The sequence below is a fragment of the Roseobacter insulae genome (assembly GCF_019375555.1).
GTDB classification, from domain to species: Bacteria; Pseudomonadota; Alphaproteobacteria; order Rhodobacterales; family Rhodobacteraceae; genus Roseobacter; species Roseobacter insulae.
Genome location: NZ_JAHXDN010000004.1, coordinates 311,201 through 328,056 on the forward strand (window position 1 = coordinate 311,201; position 16,856 = coordinate 328,056).

The following is a 16,856-nucleotide window of genomic DNA, read 5'->3' on the forward strand; positions in this document are numbered from 1 at the left end:
ACCATCATTTGACGTAATCTGGTGTCCCGGTCCGCCGGGACACTCCCGTATCTTCCAAGGGGCCCCCGATGTTGAAAAGGCGAAACCTTCTGATAGCTGCGATGGCTTGGACACTGCCTTTTCCGGCCTTCGCGACCCCGTCTGCCATCAGGATGCGCGACCTCTACAACAAGGATACCAGCTTTTCAGAACTCGCCCTGTCCCTGCAAGACCAGAGGATCGATGTCGAAGGGTTCATGGCGCCGCCCCTCAAGGCCGATGCCACCTTCTTCGTGCTGACAAAGAAGCCAATGGCCGTCTGCCCGTTTTGTGAAACCGACGCAGACTGGCCGGATGATATCCTCGCCGTCCACACAAAGCGACGGATCAAGGTAAAACCGTTCACGTTGCGTCTTCGGGTGTCAGGCGTTCTCGAACTGGGGTCTCTGCGCGATGCCGAGACAGGCTTTGTCAGCAGGGTGCGGCTGACAGATGCGACGTATCGCTGACCCATGTCCCTGGCTCTCGAAGTGACTGACCTGAGCGTCCGAACGGCGCGCCACAAAGCCCTGCTTGAGGTCGGAAATCTGAAGATTGACGCGGGCGCTGCGGTCGGCATTCGCGGTCCGTCCGGCGCTGGCAAGTCGACCCTGCTGTCCGCGCTGGCCGGGTTGACCGATCGCACATCCGGGACAATCCGTTGGGGCGACACCGACATTTTGTCCCTGTCCCGTGCCGGCCGGTCCGATTTCAGGGCCAGCACCATCGGCTTTGTCTTTCAGGACCACCGGTTGTTTGAAGAATTGTCGCCTTTGCAGAACGCCAGCCTGTCACTGATGTATGCGCCGAAGTCCGAACGCCGCCCGGTACTGGCGCGCGCCGGGGCCCTTCTGAGCACCTTTGGCGTGCCCTCCGATCATGCAACGGTTGCACCTATGTCCGGCGGGGAGCGGCAACGCATTGCCGTGGCGCGCGCCCTGACGCAGGATCCGCAGATCATTCTGGCGGATGAACCGACAGCCAACCTTGATCGCGTCACAGCGCAGACCCTTGGCAACGATCTGCTTGGCAGCGTGCGCAACGCCGGCAAGACCCTCGTGCTGGTCAGCCATGACGATGCGCTTCTGGCGCGGATGGACACGATCCTTACCCTGGAACACGGCAGGCTGCTATGATGGCGCTCTGGAACAATCTGCCGGGCGGCCTGCAGGATACAGTGTTTGTTCTGGCCCTTCTGGTGCCTGCTGTGGCGCTATGTGCGGGGCTTTGGCGCGGCTTTGCCCCCGGTCCGCTGATCCGCGCCCTGCTCTGGCGGTACCGCTGGACCAATCTGGGCTACGTGATCCTGATTGCCATATCCATCGGTCTGAGCATTGCGATCGTTATGGCGGAACGGGGCCTGCGCGAAGGGTCTGCGACAGCGGCGGACAAGTTTGACCTGATCGTCACAGCGCCCGGCAATGAGACCACGATGATGCTGGCAACCGTGTATCTGAGACCCACGGCAATGCCACTTCTGTCGGGCGACGTGTACAATGACATCGCCAGCGCCGAAAACGTGGCCATGGCCGCGCCACTGTCATTCGGCGACAGCGTGAACGGCATGCCGATTGTCGGTACGATTGCGGACTTTGTCTCCCATCTTGGTGACGGGCAGATCCAGGGCCGGATGTGGCAGGATGAAGCAGAAGCCGTGGCGGGAGCCTTAAGCGGCCTGCACATCGGGGACGAGGTCGCACCGGCCCATGGTATCGGCGATGATGCCGACAATGACGCCCACGGGGATTTTCACATTGAAATCGTCGGGAAACTGCCCCCCACGGGCAGCCCGTGGGATCGCGCGGTCATCGTTCCCATCGAATCCGTGTGGCACACTCACGGGCTGGCCTCCGGTCATCCTCCGGACCGCGCCAACCAGATCGGCCCCCCGTTCGACCCGGCGTATTTTCCGGGCACACCGGCCATTGTGGTGCGCGCCGATGCGCTTTTTGCCAATTACGCCCTGCGATCCGCTTTTTCGCAAAGCGAGCAGACGATGGCATTCTTCCCGGGCACCGTTCTGGCCAGACTTCACAGCATTCTGGGCGATATACGCCGCGTTATGTCGTGGCTGACCATCGTGACACAATGCCTTGTCGGAATGAGCGTCCTGCTCGGCCTCTTTATTCTGTCGCGCCTGTTCAGCCGTCAGATTTCATTGCTCCGGACGCTTGGTGCGCCGTCGCGGTTCGTTGTCTGCGTCGTCTGGAGCTATAATCTGACCCTTGTCGCGGCGGGGACGGTTCTGGGCATTCTGGTAGCATGGGCGGCCACGGCGGGCATCGCATACCGGGTGTCAAACCTTATGGGGTTCACGATCACGACCCGGTTTGAAAGCATGGATTTCGCCTTCATCGCGGCATTTCTGTCCGGTGTCACGATATGCGCCCTGCTGCCGATCCTTGTGTCACTGAACGCCACGCCCGTGCAAAACCTGAACGATTGAAAGCGCGAGGTCTGCAACCCGTCACCCGCTAGTGCACCGTCGGCACCAGGTCAGTGGCCCCGGCGAGCGCCCGCGGCTCCGCCAGATGCATCCGCTTCAAGGCAAGGCCGAAGTCGCACGCCAGTGACGTGATCATCGGCGCAATGTCGGCACGGACCAGCAAGGTTGCGATCAACAAGGCATCCTCCCGATCGCCATCGGTCGCGGCAGCAACGAAATTCGCAAAACACGCCTCATCCGCGCCGATGCATTTGCAGTCTATGGCATGGCGCATCAGCGGGCGCCGCCCATGTCGGGCGCAAAGCCCGACAAGCTGTTCGAAAGACTTCATCGCGGCGCGCCCCCGGGCAGGCCCCAGCGCCTGTGTCAAATCCGCCCAGACATCGGCCTGGCGGCCGGGCCCGTCGCCCCACAACCTCAGGTACAGGACGCTTGTGGCCTCTGCCCCGGTCAGTTCCGTCAGATATCCCACGGGGGCACCACCCCGCTTGCCCGCAGCGTCGATCATTTCGTGAGGATCAACTTGCCTGCGCGGGTGATACGCAGCACGTAGATCTTGTCTTGATATACGATTTGAGCGAGCCCACCGCCCTTGGTCAAGTCGCTGGCATCATATGCAGGCACCGTTTGAACGGGCGTATGCGTGCTCTCTTTTGCGGCATGATAAGACATCACGAACGCACCTCATGTTGATCGAACCGGTCTATGATCCATGCCACATCGAACACAGCCAGATCCTCTGACTGATGCAGCAGCTCGATAAGCATCGACCTGTCGCGCGGTGCCGCATTTTTCGTGGTGTGACCGTCTTTCAGATTTCGGGTCGCGTGCTGCATGTCGGAAGTCCTTTCATCGCTACAATGTCGGGCTTCCCCTCCTGAAATCGCGGGGTGGCTGGAACTTCCCTATTCCTGATTGATTTAATCAGGTATGTCAATCAGGCATTTTTATTTGCAGGGGCAACGACGTTTTTTCGCGGAAAGCCCGCCCATGACAATCGAGCTGCCCTGAACGGCATGCCGACGGCTGTCACCCGGTTGCAAAGCGGTTGGGGCTGTAAATATCGAGGTCCAGGTTGGATGCGCGGCCAGTCAGCATCTCTGCCACCAGACGACCGGTCTTCGGCCCGCCGGTCAACCCTATGTGGTGATGTCCGAATGCGGTTAAAACGCCGGTCCGCGCCACCTCACCGATCAGCGGCAGACTATCCGCCGGTGCCGGGCGGTGGCCCAACCACTCCTGCTGGCCGGAATAGATCAGGCCAGGATAGGCTTCACTGACCTTGCGGCGCAACAGCTCTAGCGGTGCCCGGGACGGCCCGGCCTCAAGACCGCCGAATTCGACAACCCCGGCGCATCGCATGCCCGCTGCCATCGGTGTGGCGACAAATTTCCCGCTGGCCACCATTGTCGGCGCCCGTGGGCCCTTCTCGGCACCCTCGAAAACGATGTGATATCCACGCTCGCTTTCCTGCGGCACCGAAATCCCCAGCTTCTTCATCAGCGGTTTCGACCACACACCCGTGGCCAGAATGGCCGCGTCACATCGCAATGCGCCCTCCGTTGTGATCACCGCATTGACACGACCCTGTGACAGATCAAAATCGACAACCTCGCCGGTCCGGATCACGCCGCCACCCTTCTGAAAGATATCGGCAAGGGCCGCGACATAGCTCCCCGGATCACGAATGAAGCCGTGATCTTTCATCGTCGCCAGACACCCGATGGCCGGTGACAGGTTGGGCTCCACCTCCTGTACCGCGGCCCCGATATGGACTTCGGGCGCGAACCCGGCGTCGCGGCGCAAAGACCACGAATAGCTGTCCGCCTCGAAGGCCCCGCGATCGGCATAGGCGAAATGGTAGTCGCTGTCGGTAACCCAATGCGCGGCATCCGTACCCTTGGTCAGCGCCTTGTGCTGGTCGACCGCATCCCCGACAATCGGGGTCAGGCCCTTTGCAATCCGGCGGGTGTCGGCATCATTTGCATGGCGAAGATACCGCATCAGCCAAGGCGCCAGCCTGGGCAGGTACCCCCATTTGAGGAACAGCGGAAAGTCACGGTTCATCAGCATGCCCGGACCCTTGCGCACCAGTCCGGGCGCGGTGACCGGCACCATCGAACAGGCCGCAAGGACGCCGGCGTTCCCGTATGATGTGCCCTGCCCCGGGGCTGCGCGGTCGATAAGGGTTACATCCGCCCCGAAACGTCGCAACCAGATGCCGGTGGACACCCCGACAATTCCGGCCCCGATGACAATGATCTTTTGCGTCACACCACACCCCGATGACCCGTGCAGCGATCTGAGATGATCGCTGGCTTGCAGGTACTGTCGCTACATTGCGGCCAATGGGGGGCGGGTCAAATGGTTTCTGACGCGCTGGCTGTCACCCCATCCATCGTCGCACCGGCGCGTTGCTTTCCTCCAGCGGTTGGGTCAGCACATCCACCAGCGTCGGTCCGTCATGTGCGATCGCTCTGCGCAAGACGGTTTCCAGCTCGTCCGGTGCCGCCACCTTCCACGACAGAACGCCATAAGCTGCCGCAACCGCCGCCTGATCCACGCGGTTGAAATCCACGTTGTGATACCGCGCGCCCTTATCGTCCTTCTGGCTTGCCTTGATCCATCCGAAACTGCTGTTCGAAAAGACGATGTAGGTGATATCCGCGCCGGCCCGGCAAACGGTTTCCAGCTCGCCGCAGGTAAAGCCAAAGGATCCGTCACCCATCATTGCGACGACCTTGCTGCCGGGGCGTCCGAACCAGGCGCCCAATGCTGCCGACATCGCGTATCCCAAAGCGCCGTGCGCCCGGTTGGTAATGAAATGGCGACCGGCTTTGGGCAGTTGGTAATAGGCCGAGAAATACGGGCAGCTGGTGCCGGGATCAGACAGGATTGTCGCTGCCTCCGGCAGCACGCGTTGCAGCGTGGCAATAACCCGCTCCGGACGGATAGGGGTGGCGTCGCTTGATGCCAGTTGGTGGAACTGGGTGAACTTGCGGCGTTTGATCTCTTCGACCGCGGCGGCGCCTCCAAAGGTCGCATGCCCCTGCCCCCGCTTGTCGAGCAGGGCGTTGACCTCACTCAGTGCCAGTTTGAGATCGGCAACAACGCCCACTTCGGCCTCGTAGTTCGCGCCGATCACCATGGGGTCACAGTCGAAGTGGACAACGCGGCTGCCCGGTTTCGGGGCCTCCCACCGCGCTGTGGTCGTGGAGCCGGCACGGCATCCCATGAACACCACCAGATCCGCCTCCGCCATCGCCTCCCAGGTGTCATCGGTGCCGCCGTTCGATCCGACGACGCCGACGGCACAGGCATGTGTCTCTGCCAGCGACCCCTGCCCCGAGATCGAGGTGGCCACGGGGATATCCAGCCGTGTCGCCAACCTGTCGAGCTCTTCCATCGCGCCCGCAATCACCACGCCGCCTCCGCAGACGATAACCGGTGATTTTGCCGACAGGATCGCATCGGTCGCCGCCTCAACCGCACCCGGCGCAGGGGCCGCCCGGTAGGCCGGGTAACTTTGATGGTTGGGGTCCGCCCAGACATCGCCGGGATCAACCGGATCGTACTGTATGTCGTAGGGCAATCCCAGATGGGCCGCACCGGGGCGCCCCGTTGTCATCGCCCGAAAGGCCGCGCGCATCATCCTTGGTATATGTGCCGACTGCTTGATGACCGTGTTCCACTTGGTGACCGGGCGCATCAGCGCCTCCTGGTCCACCTCGGTCAAAGGATACTTGCCGTATGTCCCAACCGAGATATCGGTCGTAATGCCCAACACGGCGTAAGAGCTTTCGCTCGCCTCGATCAACCCCGGCAGAATATATGTGGCACCACCGCCTGATGGCCCTTCGCAGACACCGGGCCGCCCCGTCACACGCGAATAGCCATCCGCCATATAGGTTGCCGAGCGCTCGTCCCGCGTCAGCACATGGTGAATCCCGTGCTCCATGCCGCGCATCGCATCATAAAGCGGTAAGCTGGTGTCGCCGCACAAGCCGAACACGTGCCGGACCTTATGCGCGTCCAGCATGCGGATCACTGCCTCGGCGCCAGTAAGGGTGTTCGACATGGGCATTCTCCCGACACTACGCTGAACCCAGACTGTACCCACAAATCGATGCCGTGTACGAGGCAAAGATTTCTCCCCCTGTTGGTGATGCCCGTGCCATGCTAATCGACATGCAGTGACGCGGCGGAAAGGGTCAGAAATGGGCGTGCAAACAGGGGGCAAAACCGTCTTTGGCGCGACGGTCGGCATATTGATGCTGGAAACGAAATTCCCCCGCATCCCCGGCGACATCGGCAATGCGACGACGTGGCCGTTTCCCGTGCACTACCGCATCGTCGAGGGGGCCACGCCGGATCTGATCGTGCGCCACGATGCGCGCGAGATGCGACAGGCGTTCATTGCAGAGGCGCAGGCGTTGGTGCGCATGGGCTGCGACGGCATCGTGACCAACTGCGGGTTCCTGTCGATCCTTCAGGACGACCTGAAGGCAGCCCTGGGCGTGCCTGTGGCGAGTTCGTCGTTGATGCAAGTTCCCATGATCGCGCAGACCCTGCCACCCGGCCAACGGGTTGGCGTGCTGACCATTTCCAAGGACAGCCTGACGCCCGACCACCTCAAGGGTGCAGGCGTTCCGCTCGACACGCCCATCATGGGCACCGATGGCGGGCGCTGTTTCTCTCAGGCAATCCTGTCAGACCGGGCGGAGATTGATTTCGATGCCTGCCGGCTTGATCTGCTGGACGCCGCAAGGGTCCTGACATCGGCGCATGACACTATCGGTGCCATCGTTCTGGAGTGCACGAACATGGTGCCCTATGCGCGGGACATCAGAGTGGCAACCGGGCTGCCCGTCTACTCCATTTACACCCTGGTGACATGGTTTCAGGCCGCGCTGTCGCCGCGTCGTTTTCCTGCAGAACTGGACGATCCGCGCTAACCTGCATCAGAACGCACCATGCTCCGCATAGGCAGATCCCGTTCGCGTTGCAAGAAATGCCGCGAGAGGCACCTCTTCCTGCTTGAGGAACCCTGCGCCCGGCAAGGTCCCGTTGCGCACCATCTCGATAATGCCGACGACGGATGACGCGGTTGTCCAGGCGATCGCCGTGCGTTGCCGGCCCGCCAATATGATCGGTTTATAGCCGCGAACAAACTCGCGCCGCGCCAGCCTGCCCTCCACAATGCCCTCGGCCGATACGTGAACATAGACGATATCGTCGTTCACGGGTGGTTTCGCATTGACGAGGATTTCACCGGCTTCCGCGCGCCGGTCGCGCATGAGCAATTCATGAAAGAAGAAATTCATCAGGGTCACATGACCGGGGTACCGCATTGTCTTGTAATCCATGTTGGGCACGCGACCCAGGTAGGTTTCACACATCGTGCCTAGCCCGCCGGAGGTCGTAAAGGCCTCCAATTCGGTTCCGTCGATGTAAAGCTTTTCGATCCACTCCATCGGCGAGACGGATTTAATCTCACCTTCCTCCAGCACTTCGCAGTCATTGAGGTATTCGTTGACAACGCCCTCCGGTGACCAGTTGAAGGAATACCCCATCAGCCCGGTCGGATGCTGCGGCAACGCGCCCACCCGCATCTTGCACGCCCGGCATTCCGCAAACTGGCCGATCAGATCGGCGCCAACGATACCGACAAACCCGGGCGCGAGACCGCATTGCGGTGCCATCAGGCCCCGTGCGGTTTTTGACAGCTCCATAATGGCCTTGGTGGTGGGCACATCCTCCGTCAGGTCAAAGTAGTGAATACCGGCAGCGTGCGCGATCTGCGCCACGCCGATGTTCAGATGGTATGGCAGGCACGACAGGACGGCATCTGCGGACTGAAGTTCAGACGCGACCTGCGCCGGTTCGGAGAGGTCAAGCGTCCTGGTTTCATAGGGCAGTTCCACGGACTTTTTACGCACGTCAATGCCGGTGACTGTAAACCCAGCGGCATGCAAAAGCTCTCCGGCCAGTGTGCCGACCTTTCCCAAGCCCAAGACCACGATGCGTTCCATGCTGCTCCCCCGCTAATGTCCGTGTCGCGCAAAACCGATGCGCCCATGCAAATCCGGTTCGACGCCGGATGGCAATCGCGAAATAGCCGCGGCGGGCAGGTATCTCGCCTTGGGGTACGCTGGCTGCGGCACGGCGATGCGCGCGGCCTCTGTCGCCCGGTCGCGCGGCGCCACCGCACCCGCCGCCTCGCAGCTCTGCCGGGCGTGGACCAACTGCACGTGACGGGCAGGCGCGATACGTCGCGGTGTCCCGACAGTGCCAGCATCTGCCTGTGAAACTCTTCTACTGGCTGGCCAGACCTTCGACCGGGACGTCATGCCTCCAACCTGGGTAAGTGTCGTCAAGAAAACCCCTTGCGGCCCGCGTGACGGGGCCCGAAGCTGGTGATGTTGTCAGAAAATGGCCGTAAAAAACCCCGCCCGGGACGAACTGCCACAATCCCCCCGGCTGAAAGACGAATGAGCGCGACCTATGCCCGACGTCTCGCCAGCTCCATGTCGTCGATGTGCGCGCCGGGCTTGAAGGCGAGCGCAATCGCCAAGTCGCGGACCGATTGGCAGGCTCGGTCGACACAGGATGTCGCGATTGTCGTGCCCGCAGGTTTGCGTGAATGCTGGCGCAGAAAACCCGTCTCTGAGTCCCCGCATTCGCATCCTCCCGGCCATGCCACGAATTTTCAGGTATGGTTGCGTTTCACAAAGCCCATCGATGGACGTCAGGCCACGGCTGGCAGGTTTTTGAACTCCTTGACCAGCCAGTCGAACACAAGCCTGACGCGTCGGCTGGTGTTGACCTCCCGGTGCGCCACAAGCCAGGTCTCGAACTCGAACGCGGGCAACCACGGCGTGGCCCGGCATACCAAAGGGTCGGCATCGCCGATACGGGACACCATGACCCCGATCCCGAGACCCTGGCGCACCATCTGCCACTGTACCAGATGCGCGCTGGTCCGCACCGGAAACTGGTGCTCAAAGACCGTCAGACCCTGGGCGTTCAGACCTTCCAGGAACTGATCGTTTTCTTCAAAGCCCACGAATTGCGCCTGCGCCAGCGCGCCCGGTGTCTCGAAAGGACCATGCACGGCCAGATAGCCCTTGCTTGCATAAAGACATGCTGTCTCTTGGCTGAGCTTGCGCGCGATCAGCTGTGGGTCCGTCGGTCGCACTCCGCGAATGGCGATATCGGCTTCCCGCCGACGCAGGTCGCGCAGGTTGTTTGTCGCCACCAGTTCTATCTCGATCCCCGGGTGCGCCGCACGCAATCCGGCAATCATCGCTGGCAGCACATAGGCGGATGCCACTTCTGTCGCGGTGATCCGCACCGTCCCCTCGATTGTTGTCGACTGGCCCGACGCGGTCATGGAGACGTGGCTGGCTGCTTCTCCCATCGCCCGCACATGATCCACCAGCTTCAACCCGTTCGCTGTCAGGGTCAGGCCGCGACCAACGCGGTCGAAAAGTAGCACACCCAGTTCCTCTTCCAATGCAGCGACCTGCCTGCCCAGTGTCGGTTGCGTCATCCCGAGGGCACTCGCCGCGGCAGACAGCGACCCCTCTTCCGCCGTTACCAGAAACGCGCGTGCGCGATTCCAATCGAATTTCATCGAGCGCCAATCCATACAAAAATGCATACCAGTAAGGAATATTTCGTCAATTCCCTTCCCATACGCGCAGAGATATGCAGGCGCGAGAAAAACGCATTCAGAGGCAACCCGATGACAGATGTCCCCACCAAAATAGCAGAACCGGCCCGCGATGCCCGCTTCTGGAACCGCATGGCCGCGGGCTACGCCAAGCGCCCGGTCGCCGATCAGGCCAGCTACGACCGCAAGCTGGAGATCACCCGGACGTATCTTAAACCGGAAATGGAAGTCCTGGAGTTCGGGTGTGGCACCGGCTCCACCGCTTTGGTGCACGCCCCCTTCGTCAAGCACATCCTGGCGTTCGATTTCTCCTCTCAGATGATCGACATCGCCCGCGAGAAAGCCGATGCGCAGGGGATCGGGAATGTCACCTTCAAGATCGATCGGATCGAGGATTTTGCATCACCTTCAAATCACTATGACGTTGTGCTTGGGCTAAGCATATTGCACCTGCTGCAGGATCAGCGCGCTGCCATCACCAAGACATACGATATGCTGAAACCGGGTGGCCTGTTCATTTCAAGCACCGCCTGCTTGCGGGGCGAGATGTCGTGGTTCAAACCCATTCTGGCTGTGGGTTCGGCAGTCGGCCTCCTGCCGAGAGTTGCGTTTTTCACGGTGAACCATCTGGAGACACTGCTTCGCGAAGCCGGGTTCAGACTTGAATCCTCCTGGAAACCCGGACCGCGCAAAGGGGTGTTCATCGTTGCGCGCAAACCTGAATGAGCGGAGCGCTGAATCAAATTCTTGACGGGTGACCCGCTTTGCTCTTAGCGTCCGGACAGCAATGTACAGTACTGTCCAGTACTCGCGCTCGGGGCATCGGGAGGAACCGTCATGAAATCGCATTACCGTGTTGTCGTCATCGGGGGCGGCGTTGTCGGCGCCTCGGTGCTGTACCATCTGGCAAAACTGGGGTGGCGCGATGTCTGCCTGCTAGAACGGTCGGTTCTGACCGCAGGGTCCAGCTGGCACGCAGCGGGCGGCATCCACGCCTTGAACGCGGATCCCAATATCGCGCAGTTGCAGGCCTATACCATCGATCTGCTGAGCGAGATTGAAGAGGAAAGCGGCCAGAACATCGGGCTGCACATGACCGGCGGCCTGACGATGGCAGGCACGCCCGACCGGTGGGAATGGCTGCAATCTGCCTATCGCACTTTCCAGTCGATCGGCATTCACGATTGCCGCCTAGTTTCCGTCGAAGAAGCGGTCGACCTGAACCCCATCATGTCGGGCGAGGGGTTGCTGGGCGGCATGTGGGCCGACCGCGAAGGCTACATCGACACCACCGGCACGGTGCATGCCTATGCCGGGGCCGCCAAAAAGCGTGGTGCCGAGGTGATCGAACACAACCGCGTGCTGGAACTGAACCAGACCCTGCAGGGCTGGGAGGTTGTCACCGAAAAAGGCACGGTCAGCTGCGAACATGTGGTCAATGCAGCGGGCCTTTGGGCCAAGCAGGTGGGGCGCATGGCCGGGATCGAACTGCCCGTGTCGCCGCTGAACCACCACTACCTGATTTCCGACACGATCCCGGCGCTTGAAGAACTGGACTTCGAAGTCCCGATGACCGTGGACCTCGAAGGCTTCACCTATCTGCGGCAGGACCAGAAGGGCGTGCTGCTGGGCATCTATGAAATCGACCACCAGCACTGGATGATGGATGGCGCGCCCTGGGAATACGGGTTCGAGTTGCAGCAGGAAGACCCGGACCGCATCGAACATGAACTGACGCTGGGGTTTGAACGCTACCCCTGCCTGCAGGAGGTCGGCGTGAAGACATGGGTCAACGGCGCTTTCACCTTCTCGCCCGACGGCAACCCGCTGGTGGGTCCGGTGCCGGGCAAGCGCGGCTACTGGTCCGCCTGCGCGGTCATGGCCGGTTTCCTGCAGGGCGGAGGCGTCGGCAAATCGCTGGCGGAATGGATAATCCACGGCGCGCCGGAAGCGGACGTCTACGGCATGGACGTCGCGCGCTACGGCACCTGGGCCGAGAACAAGCAGTACATCAAGGAAACCACCGGCCAGTTCTACACCCGCCGCTTCGTGATGACCTACCCGAACGAACAGCTGCCCGCAGGCCGCCCGCTGAAAACCGCCGGGGCTTACGCGGATATGACCGCCGCAGGCTGCCAGTGGGGCCAAAGCTGGGATCTGGAGGTGCCGCTCTATTTCGCCGGACCCGGGTTTGAAGAAACACCCTCGCTGAAACGTTCGAACGCGCATGACATCGTCGCCGAAGAATGCAAGGTCGTGCGCGAAAGGGTTGGCCTGCTCGACATCACCGGGTTCTCCCGTTTCGAGGTTACGGGGCCAAATGCGGAAGGGTGGCTCAACCGGATCATGGCCTCGACGCTGCCCGAGCCCGGGCGTGCCCGGCTGGCCCCGATGCTGGCCGAAGATGGCCGGCTCAAGGGTGATCTGACCATCTTCAACTGGGGTGACGGGACCTGGTGGATCATGGGCAGCTACTACCTGCGCGCCTGGCATATGCGCTGGTTCAACGACCATATGGAAGACGGCGTGACCCTCCGCGACCTTGGGGAGGATACCGCCGGGTTCTCCCTCGCCGGCCCGGCCGCGCGGCGGGTGATCGAAAAGCTGACCGACGGGCGGGTGGGTGATCTGCCTTTCATGGGCTGCGGGGCCTTTGATATCGGGCTTCTGCGCTGCAAGGTCGGGCGGCTCTCGGTCGCCGGTGAGCTGGGCTACGAGATCCACTGCCGCGCGGGAGATCACGCCACCCTGCGGCGCAGTCTGCTGGAGGCGGGCGCCGGGGACGGCATTCGTGAATATGGCTTCAACGCGCTCCTGAGCCTGCGACTGGAAAAGAGTTTCGGCATCTGGAACGCGGAATTCACCCAAGGCTACACGCCCGGCATGACCGGGATGGACCGCTGGATCGACTGGGATAAATCCTTCATCGGCAAGGCGGCTGCGCTGGCCGAACGGGACGGCAATGGCCCCGCACAGGTGCAGGTTACCCTGGAAATTGACGCAGAGGGGGCCGACGCCAGCGGGTATGAGCCGATTTGGTCTGAGGGGCAGCAAGTGGGTTTTGTCACCTCGGGCGGATATGGTCATACCATCGGGAAATCCCTCGCAATGGCATTGATCAATGTGGACAAGGCGGCAGCGGGAACGGATGTGTCCGTTCATGTCGTGGGTGTTGAACGCAGCGCGCGTGTCATTCCAGCCTCTCCTTACGACCCCGGGGGCAAGGTGATGCGGGCATGACCTTGAGAGAAAACGCAGGCCGCAGACGTACACGTCGCGGCAATGCAGCCTCTGCACATGAAAAACGCAAGGTCGACTACCGCCGCCTGCGCAACCCCTTCCCGCCCATGAATGTCTTCAGCGAGGACCGGATCGAAGCGATCCATGACGCGGCCCTCAACGTTCTGGAGACGCTCGGCATCAAGGTGCTTTTGCCTGACGCCCGCCGGTTCCTGCGCAGCGGGGGCGCACGCGTCGATGAGGCGACGGAGATGGTCTACATCGGGCGCGATATGGTGGTTGCAGCGCTCGAAACGGCCCCCGCGTCCATTCCCGTCACAGCCGGTGCCCGGCACCGGGACATCACGCTTGAGCTTGGCAACCTTGTCTTTCAGCCCGGCGCCGGGGCACCGCATGCAACCGACCTTACGCGCGGCCGCAGACCGGGAACCGACAGCGACTTTCGTGAGCTCATCCGGCTGACCCAGCACTTCGATGTGCTGCACATGGTTCCGCCCCTGATCGAGCCGCAGGATGTGCCGACGCACCTGCGGCACTACGCGACGATGGATGCGCAGCTATCCTTGTCGGACAAGGTGCCATTCATCTTTTCGAGGGGCACGCCACAGGTCGAGCAAAGCTTTGAAATACTGCGTGACTTCAGGGGATTGTCGGACAGTGCTTTCCAAGCCGGCGCGCATTGCTACACGATTATCAACACCAATTCTCCACGTACGCTCGACATTCCGATGGCGCAGGGCCTGATTGATTTTGCAAAAGCCAATCAAGTCAGCATCGTGACCCCTTTCACGTTGATGGGCGCGATGGCCCCCATTACGGTCGCCGGGGCCATGACGCTCAGCCATGCCGAGGCATTGGCGGCAATCACGCTGACGCAACTGGTGCGACCGGGTGCTCCGGTCTGCTACGGCACTTTCACCTCCAACGTGGACATGAGATCGGGCGCCCCCGCCTTTGGCACGCCGGAGCATTTCAAAGCCAGCCTTGCCGCCGGGCAGCTTGCGCGCAGACTAGGGTTGCCGTGGCGTTGCGCCAGCGGGTCAGCGGCCAATCTGAACGATGTTCAGGCCGCCAATGAAACGCAGTTCGGCACCTGGGGCTGCCTGATGGCCGGGGCCACGGTGATCATCCACGCCGCCGGGTGGCTCGAAGGCGGGCTGACGGTCTCTTACGAAAAGCTCATCACGGATCTGGAAGTGCTGCAGATGGTGGCGGAACTCTGCGCCGAGACACCGGCTCAGGAAGCCGAGATCGGACTGGATGCCGTGGCGGAGGTGCAGCCCGGAGGCCACTTCTTCGGGGCGGCACATACGATGGAGCGCTACCAGACCGCATTCTACGAACCGATCATCGGTGATTTGTCGAATTTCGGCACGTGGGAGGAACGCGGCGCGAAAGATACCACCACGCGGGCCTGCGAGATGTGGCAGCGCATTTTGGCGGATGCGCCGGGCCCGAAAATGGACGATACTGCGGTGGCACGGATGCGCGACTACATACGCGCGAAATCGGAAGCCGGCGGCGCGCCGCCAGAAAGCTGACAGGTGGATCAGACAGACATCACGCCCGGTGACGACCCGGAAGCACCGCCCCTTGTTGGCAATATCAAGGTCACGCGCCAGGACTGGCTGGACGCCGCCCGCGAAGCGCTGATCGAGCATGGCGTCGAAGGTGTGAAGGTTCAGCTTCTGGGAGAACAGCTGAATGTCTCCCGCTCCAGTTTCTACTGGTACTTCAAATCCCGGCAGGATCTGCTGAACGCGCTGCTGGATCACTGGCAGCAAACCAACACGGCCGCCCTGATCGCAAAGGTAGAGGCCCCCGCAACCACGATCACCGAGGCGGTCGGTAATATTTTCCGGTGCTTCGTGAACCCGGAGTTATTCAACACCCGGCTTGATTTCGCCATCCGCGACTGGGCGCGCCGGTCGGAGGATGTAAAGCGTGTTTTGCGGGCCTCCGAAGCCGAGCGGCTGGAAGCCCTGCGGGCGATGTTCGTCCGGTTTGGCTATCCCGACCTTGAGGCCATCGCCCGTGCACGCATCCTTTATTACATGCAGATCGGCTATGACGACGCCCAACTTGACGAGCCGATGGAGGCACGCAGCAAGTTGAATGCAAGCTATATTCTCGGCTTCACGGGGCAGGAACCCTCATCTGACGAGGTGGCGGCCATGGCAGCTTACACACGAGAGATTGAAGTCCGGAAGCTGTCGAAAACTGGTAAATAGCACATCGCGGCGGCACTTTACTGGGGGTGAGTGCCGACTTAAGTGCTATATGAACACTCATAAATTTTGCTACCCTGCGACTCGGTCCAATCAGTTTGCTGTTTAAAAAGGTTCCGCATGACTGCCCAGTCCACTTTCCTGCCTGTATTGAGATTGCTCAGCGCCGGTCTGCTGGCGGTGGCCGCCGGCATGGCGCTGGCACAGGGCGGTCCCGCGTCGGTCGGCGTTGAAACCGTCGAGACCCAGAGCATCGCCGAGACGGTGCCGCTTTTCGCCGAGGTCGTGACATCGCGTGAAGGCACAGTGGCCAGCCGCATTGCGGGCACCGTCGAATTTGTCCACGTGCTGGAAGGCGACGCTGTGACCGAAGGGCAGGTTCTGGCGGAACTTGACACGGAGTTGCTGCAAATCCTGTCGCGGCAGGCCGAGGCCCGGTTGGCCGAGGCGCGTGCGGGTATAGAAACCGCCAGATCCCGCGTCGACAGATCGACCAAGGCCCTGGCGCGTGTCGAGGGGCTGCGCGGGACGACGTCTTTCTCCACCAGTCGTTTTGACGAGGCACAAAGCGACTTCTTCGAAGCACGCGGACAACTGGCCGAAGCGGAAGCCCGCGAGCAGACCGCGCAGGCCAATGCCGCGGAAACCCGCTACCAACTCGAACGCGCCAGCATTCGCGCGCCTTTTTCGGGCATCGTGCTGGAAGTGGATACGAACCCCGGTGAATACATCAGCTCCGGCGCATCCGTCGTGTCCCTGCTGGACACGCAATCCTTCGAAATCGAAGCCAGTGTGCCCTCCAAATACATTCGGGTTCTGGAACCGGGGCTTGAGGTGTCCGGCGTGACAGAGGCGGGCGAAGAGATGGCCCTGACGGTACGGGTATTGCTGCCCGTCGAAAACACGTCGACCCGGACGCGCCCCGTGCGTTTTGCGGCGCCGCTGCTGACAGAAATGCGCACGGTTGCCATTGGGCAATCAATCACCGTGTCGATCCCGATCAGTGCGCCCCGTGATGTGCTGGCCGTGCCCAAGGATGCTCTGGTTCAGGCGCGCGGCGGATGGATGGTTTTTGTGGCCAAGGATGGCGAGGCCCAGCCGCGCCCTGTCGAGATCGGCGTGGCTCTCGGCGACCGTTTCGAAGTGCTGAGCGGATTGAAGGAAGGCGACGTGGTTGTGACCCGCGGGAACGAGCGCTTGCGCCCCGGGCAAGCCATCGCCCCCATGACGGCAGGAAACTGAGGAGGAC

17 protein-coding genes are annotated in these 16,856 nt (G+C 61.7%); 9 read left to right on the plus strand and 8 right to left on the minus strand.

The window, feature by feature from the left end:
• Positions 1-68 precede the first annotated feature (68 nt).
• Genes KX928_RS15705 through KX928_RS15715 form a run of 3 tightly spaced genes read left to right on the plus strand, consistent with a single transcriptional unit; the run spans position 69 to position 2,464 of the window.
• The gene (locus tag KX928_RS15705; protein ID WP_219504539.1) at positions 69-488 is read left to right on the plus strand and encodes a hypothetical protein; all 420 of its coding nucleotides are present in this window, start codon (positions 69-71) and stop codon (positions 486-488) included.
• A gap of 21 nt (positions 489-509) precedes the next feature.
• Positions 510-1,154, plus strand: coding sequence for an ABC transporter ATP-binding protein (locus tag KX928_RS15710; RefSeq protein WP_308342354.1), 645 nt, complete (start codon positions 510-512; stop codon positions 1,152-1,154).
• A complete protein-coding gene (locus tag KX928_RS15715; protein ID WP_219504543.1) occupies positions 1,151-2,464 on the plus strand; it encodes an FtsX-like permease family protein in 1,314 nt (437 codons plus the stop codon). Before KX928_RS15710 ends, KX928_RS15715 begins: the two co-directional genes overlap by 4 nt.
• 28 nt (positions 2,465-2,492) lie before the next feature.
• Here KX928_RS15715 and KX928_RS15720 read toward each other — a convergent pair whose 3' ends face one another.
• The 5 genes from KX928_RS15720 to KX928_RS15740 form a co-directional block, all read right to left on the minus strand.
• Positions 2,493-2,972: a hypothetical protein gene (locus tag KX928_RS15720; protein ID WP_219504545.1), complete on the minus strand. Its 480-nt coding sequence runs from the start codon at positions 2,970-2,972 to the stop codon at positions 2,493-2,495.
• The gene (hemP, locus tag KX928_RS15725) at positions 2,969-3,136 is read right to left on the minus strand and encodes a hemin uptake protein HemP (protein ID WP_219504547.1); all 168 of its coding nucleotides are present in this window, start codon (positions 3,134-3,136) and stop codon (positions 2,969-2,971) included. Before hemP ends, KX928_RS15720 begins: the two co-directional genes overlap by 4 nt.
• Positions 3,136-3,300, minus strand: coding sequence for a hypothetical protein (locus KX928_RS15730; protein ID WP_219504549.1), 165 nt, complete (start codon positions 3,298-3,300; stop codon positions 3,136-3,138). Before KX928_RS15730 ends, hemP begins: the two co-directional genes overlap by 1 nt.
• 193 nt (positions 3,301-3,493) lie before the next feature.
• Complete coding sequence (locus KX928_RS15735) at positions 3,494-4,738, minus strand: NAD(P)/FAD-dependent oxidoreductase (RefSeq protein ID WP_219504550.1); 1,245 nt, start codon at positions 4,736-4,738, stop codon at positions 3,494-3,496.
• Between the two features lie 112 nt (positions 4,739-4,850).
• Positions 4,851-6,542 carry a thiamine pyrophosphate-binding protein gene (locus KX928_RS15740; protein ID WP_219504552.1) on the minus strand — a complete coding sequence of 564 codons (1,692 nt, stop codon included), beginning with the start codon at positions 6,540-6,542 and terminating at the stop codon, positions 4,851-4,853.
• A 145-nt stretch (positions 6,543-6,687) separates the two neighbouring features.
• Here KX928_RS15740 and KX928_RS15745 point away from each other — a divergent pair, with 145 nt between their 5' ends.
• Positions 6,688-7,419: an aspartate/glutamate racemase family protein gene (locus tag KX928_RS15745; protein WP_219505082.1), complete on the plus strand. Its 732-nt coding sequence runs from the start codon at positions 6,688-6,690 to the stop codon at positions 7,417-7,419.
• Positions 7,420-7,425: 6 nt separating this feature from the next.
• On the opposite strand, the gene KX928_RS15750 is transcribed toward KX928_RS15745, so the two are convergent.
• The 3 genes from KX928_RS15750 to KX928_RS15760 form a co-directional block, all read right to left on the minus strand.
• Positions 7,426-8,496: a saccharopine dehydrogenase C-terminal domain-containing protein gene (locus tag KX928_RS15750; protein ID WP_219504554.1), complete on the minus strand. Its 1,071-nt coding sequence runs from the start codon at positions 8,494-8,496 to the stop codon at positions 7,426-7,428.
• Positions 8,497-8,508: 12 nt separating this feature from the next.
• Positions 8,509-8,841, minus strand: a complete 333-nt coding sequence (locus KX928_RS15755; protein WP_219504556.1) for a hypothetical protein — start codon at positions 8,839-8,841, stop codon at positions 8,509-8,511.
• A gap of 371 nt (positions 8,842-9,212) precedes the next feature.
• Positions 9,213-10,100, minus strand: a complete 888-nt coding sequence (locus tag KX928_RS15760; protein WP_257883843.1) for a LysR family transcriptional regulator — start codon at positions 10,098-10,100, stop codon at positions 9,213-9,215.
• A 111-nt stretch (positions 10,101-10,211) separates the two neighbouring features.
• Here KX928_RS15760 and KX928_RS15765 point away from each other — a divergent pair, with 111 nt between their 5' ends.
• The 5 genes from KX928_RS15765 (at position 10,212) to KX928_RS15785 (ending at position 16,849) form a co-directional block, all read left to right on the plus strand.
• Positions 10,212-10,865 carry a class I SAM-dependent DNA methyltransferase gene (locus KX928_RS15765; RefSeq protein WP_219504561.1) on the plus strand — a complete coding sequence of 218 codons (654 nt, stop codon included), beginning with the start codon at positions 10,212-10,214 and terminating at the stop codon, positions 10,863-10,865.
• 111 nt (positions 10,866-10,976) lie between these two features.
• Entirely contained in the window at positions 10,977-13,379 is a 2,403-nt protein-coding gene (locus KX928_RS15770; RefSeq protein ID WP_219504562.1) for a GcvT family protein, read from the plus strand.
• Positions 13,376-14,920: a trimethylamine methyltransferase family protein gene (locus tag KX928_RS15775; RefSeq protein ID WP_219504563.1), complete on the plus strand. Its 1,545-nt coding sequence runs from the start codon at positions 13,376-13,378 to the stop codon at positions 14,918-14,920. Before KX928_RS15770 ends, KX928_RS15775 begins: the two co-directional genes overlap by 4 nt.
• 3 nt (positions 14,921-14,923) lie before the next feature.
• Entirely contained in the window at positions 14,924-15,610 is a 687-nt protein-coding gene (locus KX928_RS15780) for a TetR/AcrR family transcriptional regulator (protein ID WP_219504565.1), read from the plus strand.
• Positions 15,611-15,727: 117 nt separating this feature from the next.
• A complete protein-coding gene (locus KX928_RS15785) occupies positions 15,728-16,849 on the plus strand; it encodes an efflux RND transporter periplasmic adaptor subunit (protein WP_219504567.1) in 1,122 nt (373 codons plus the stop codon).
• Positions 16,850-16,856: the final 7 nt, after the last annotated feature.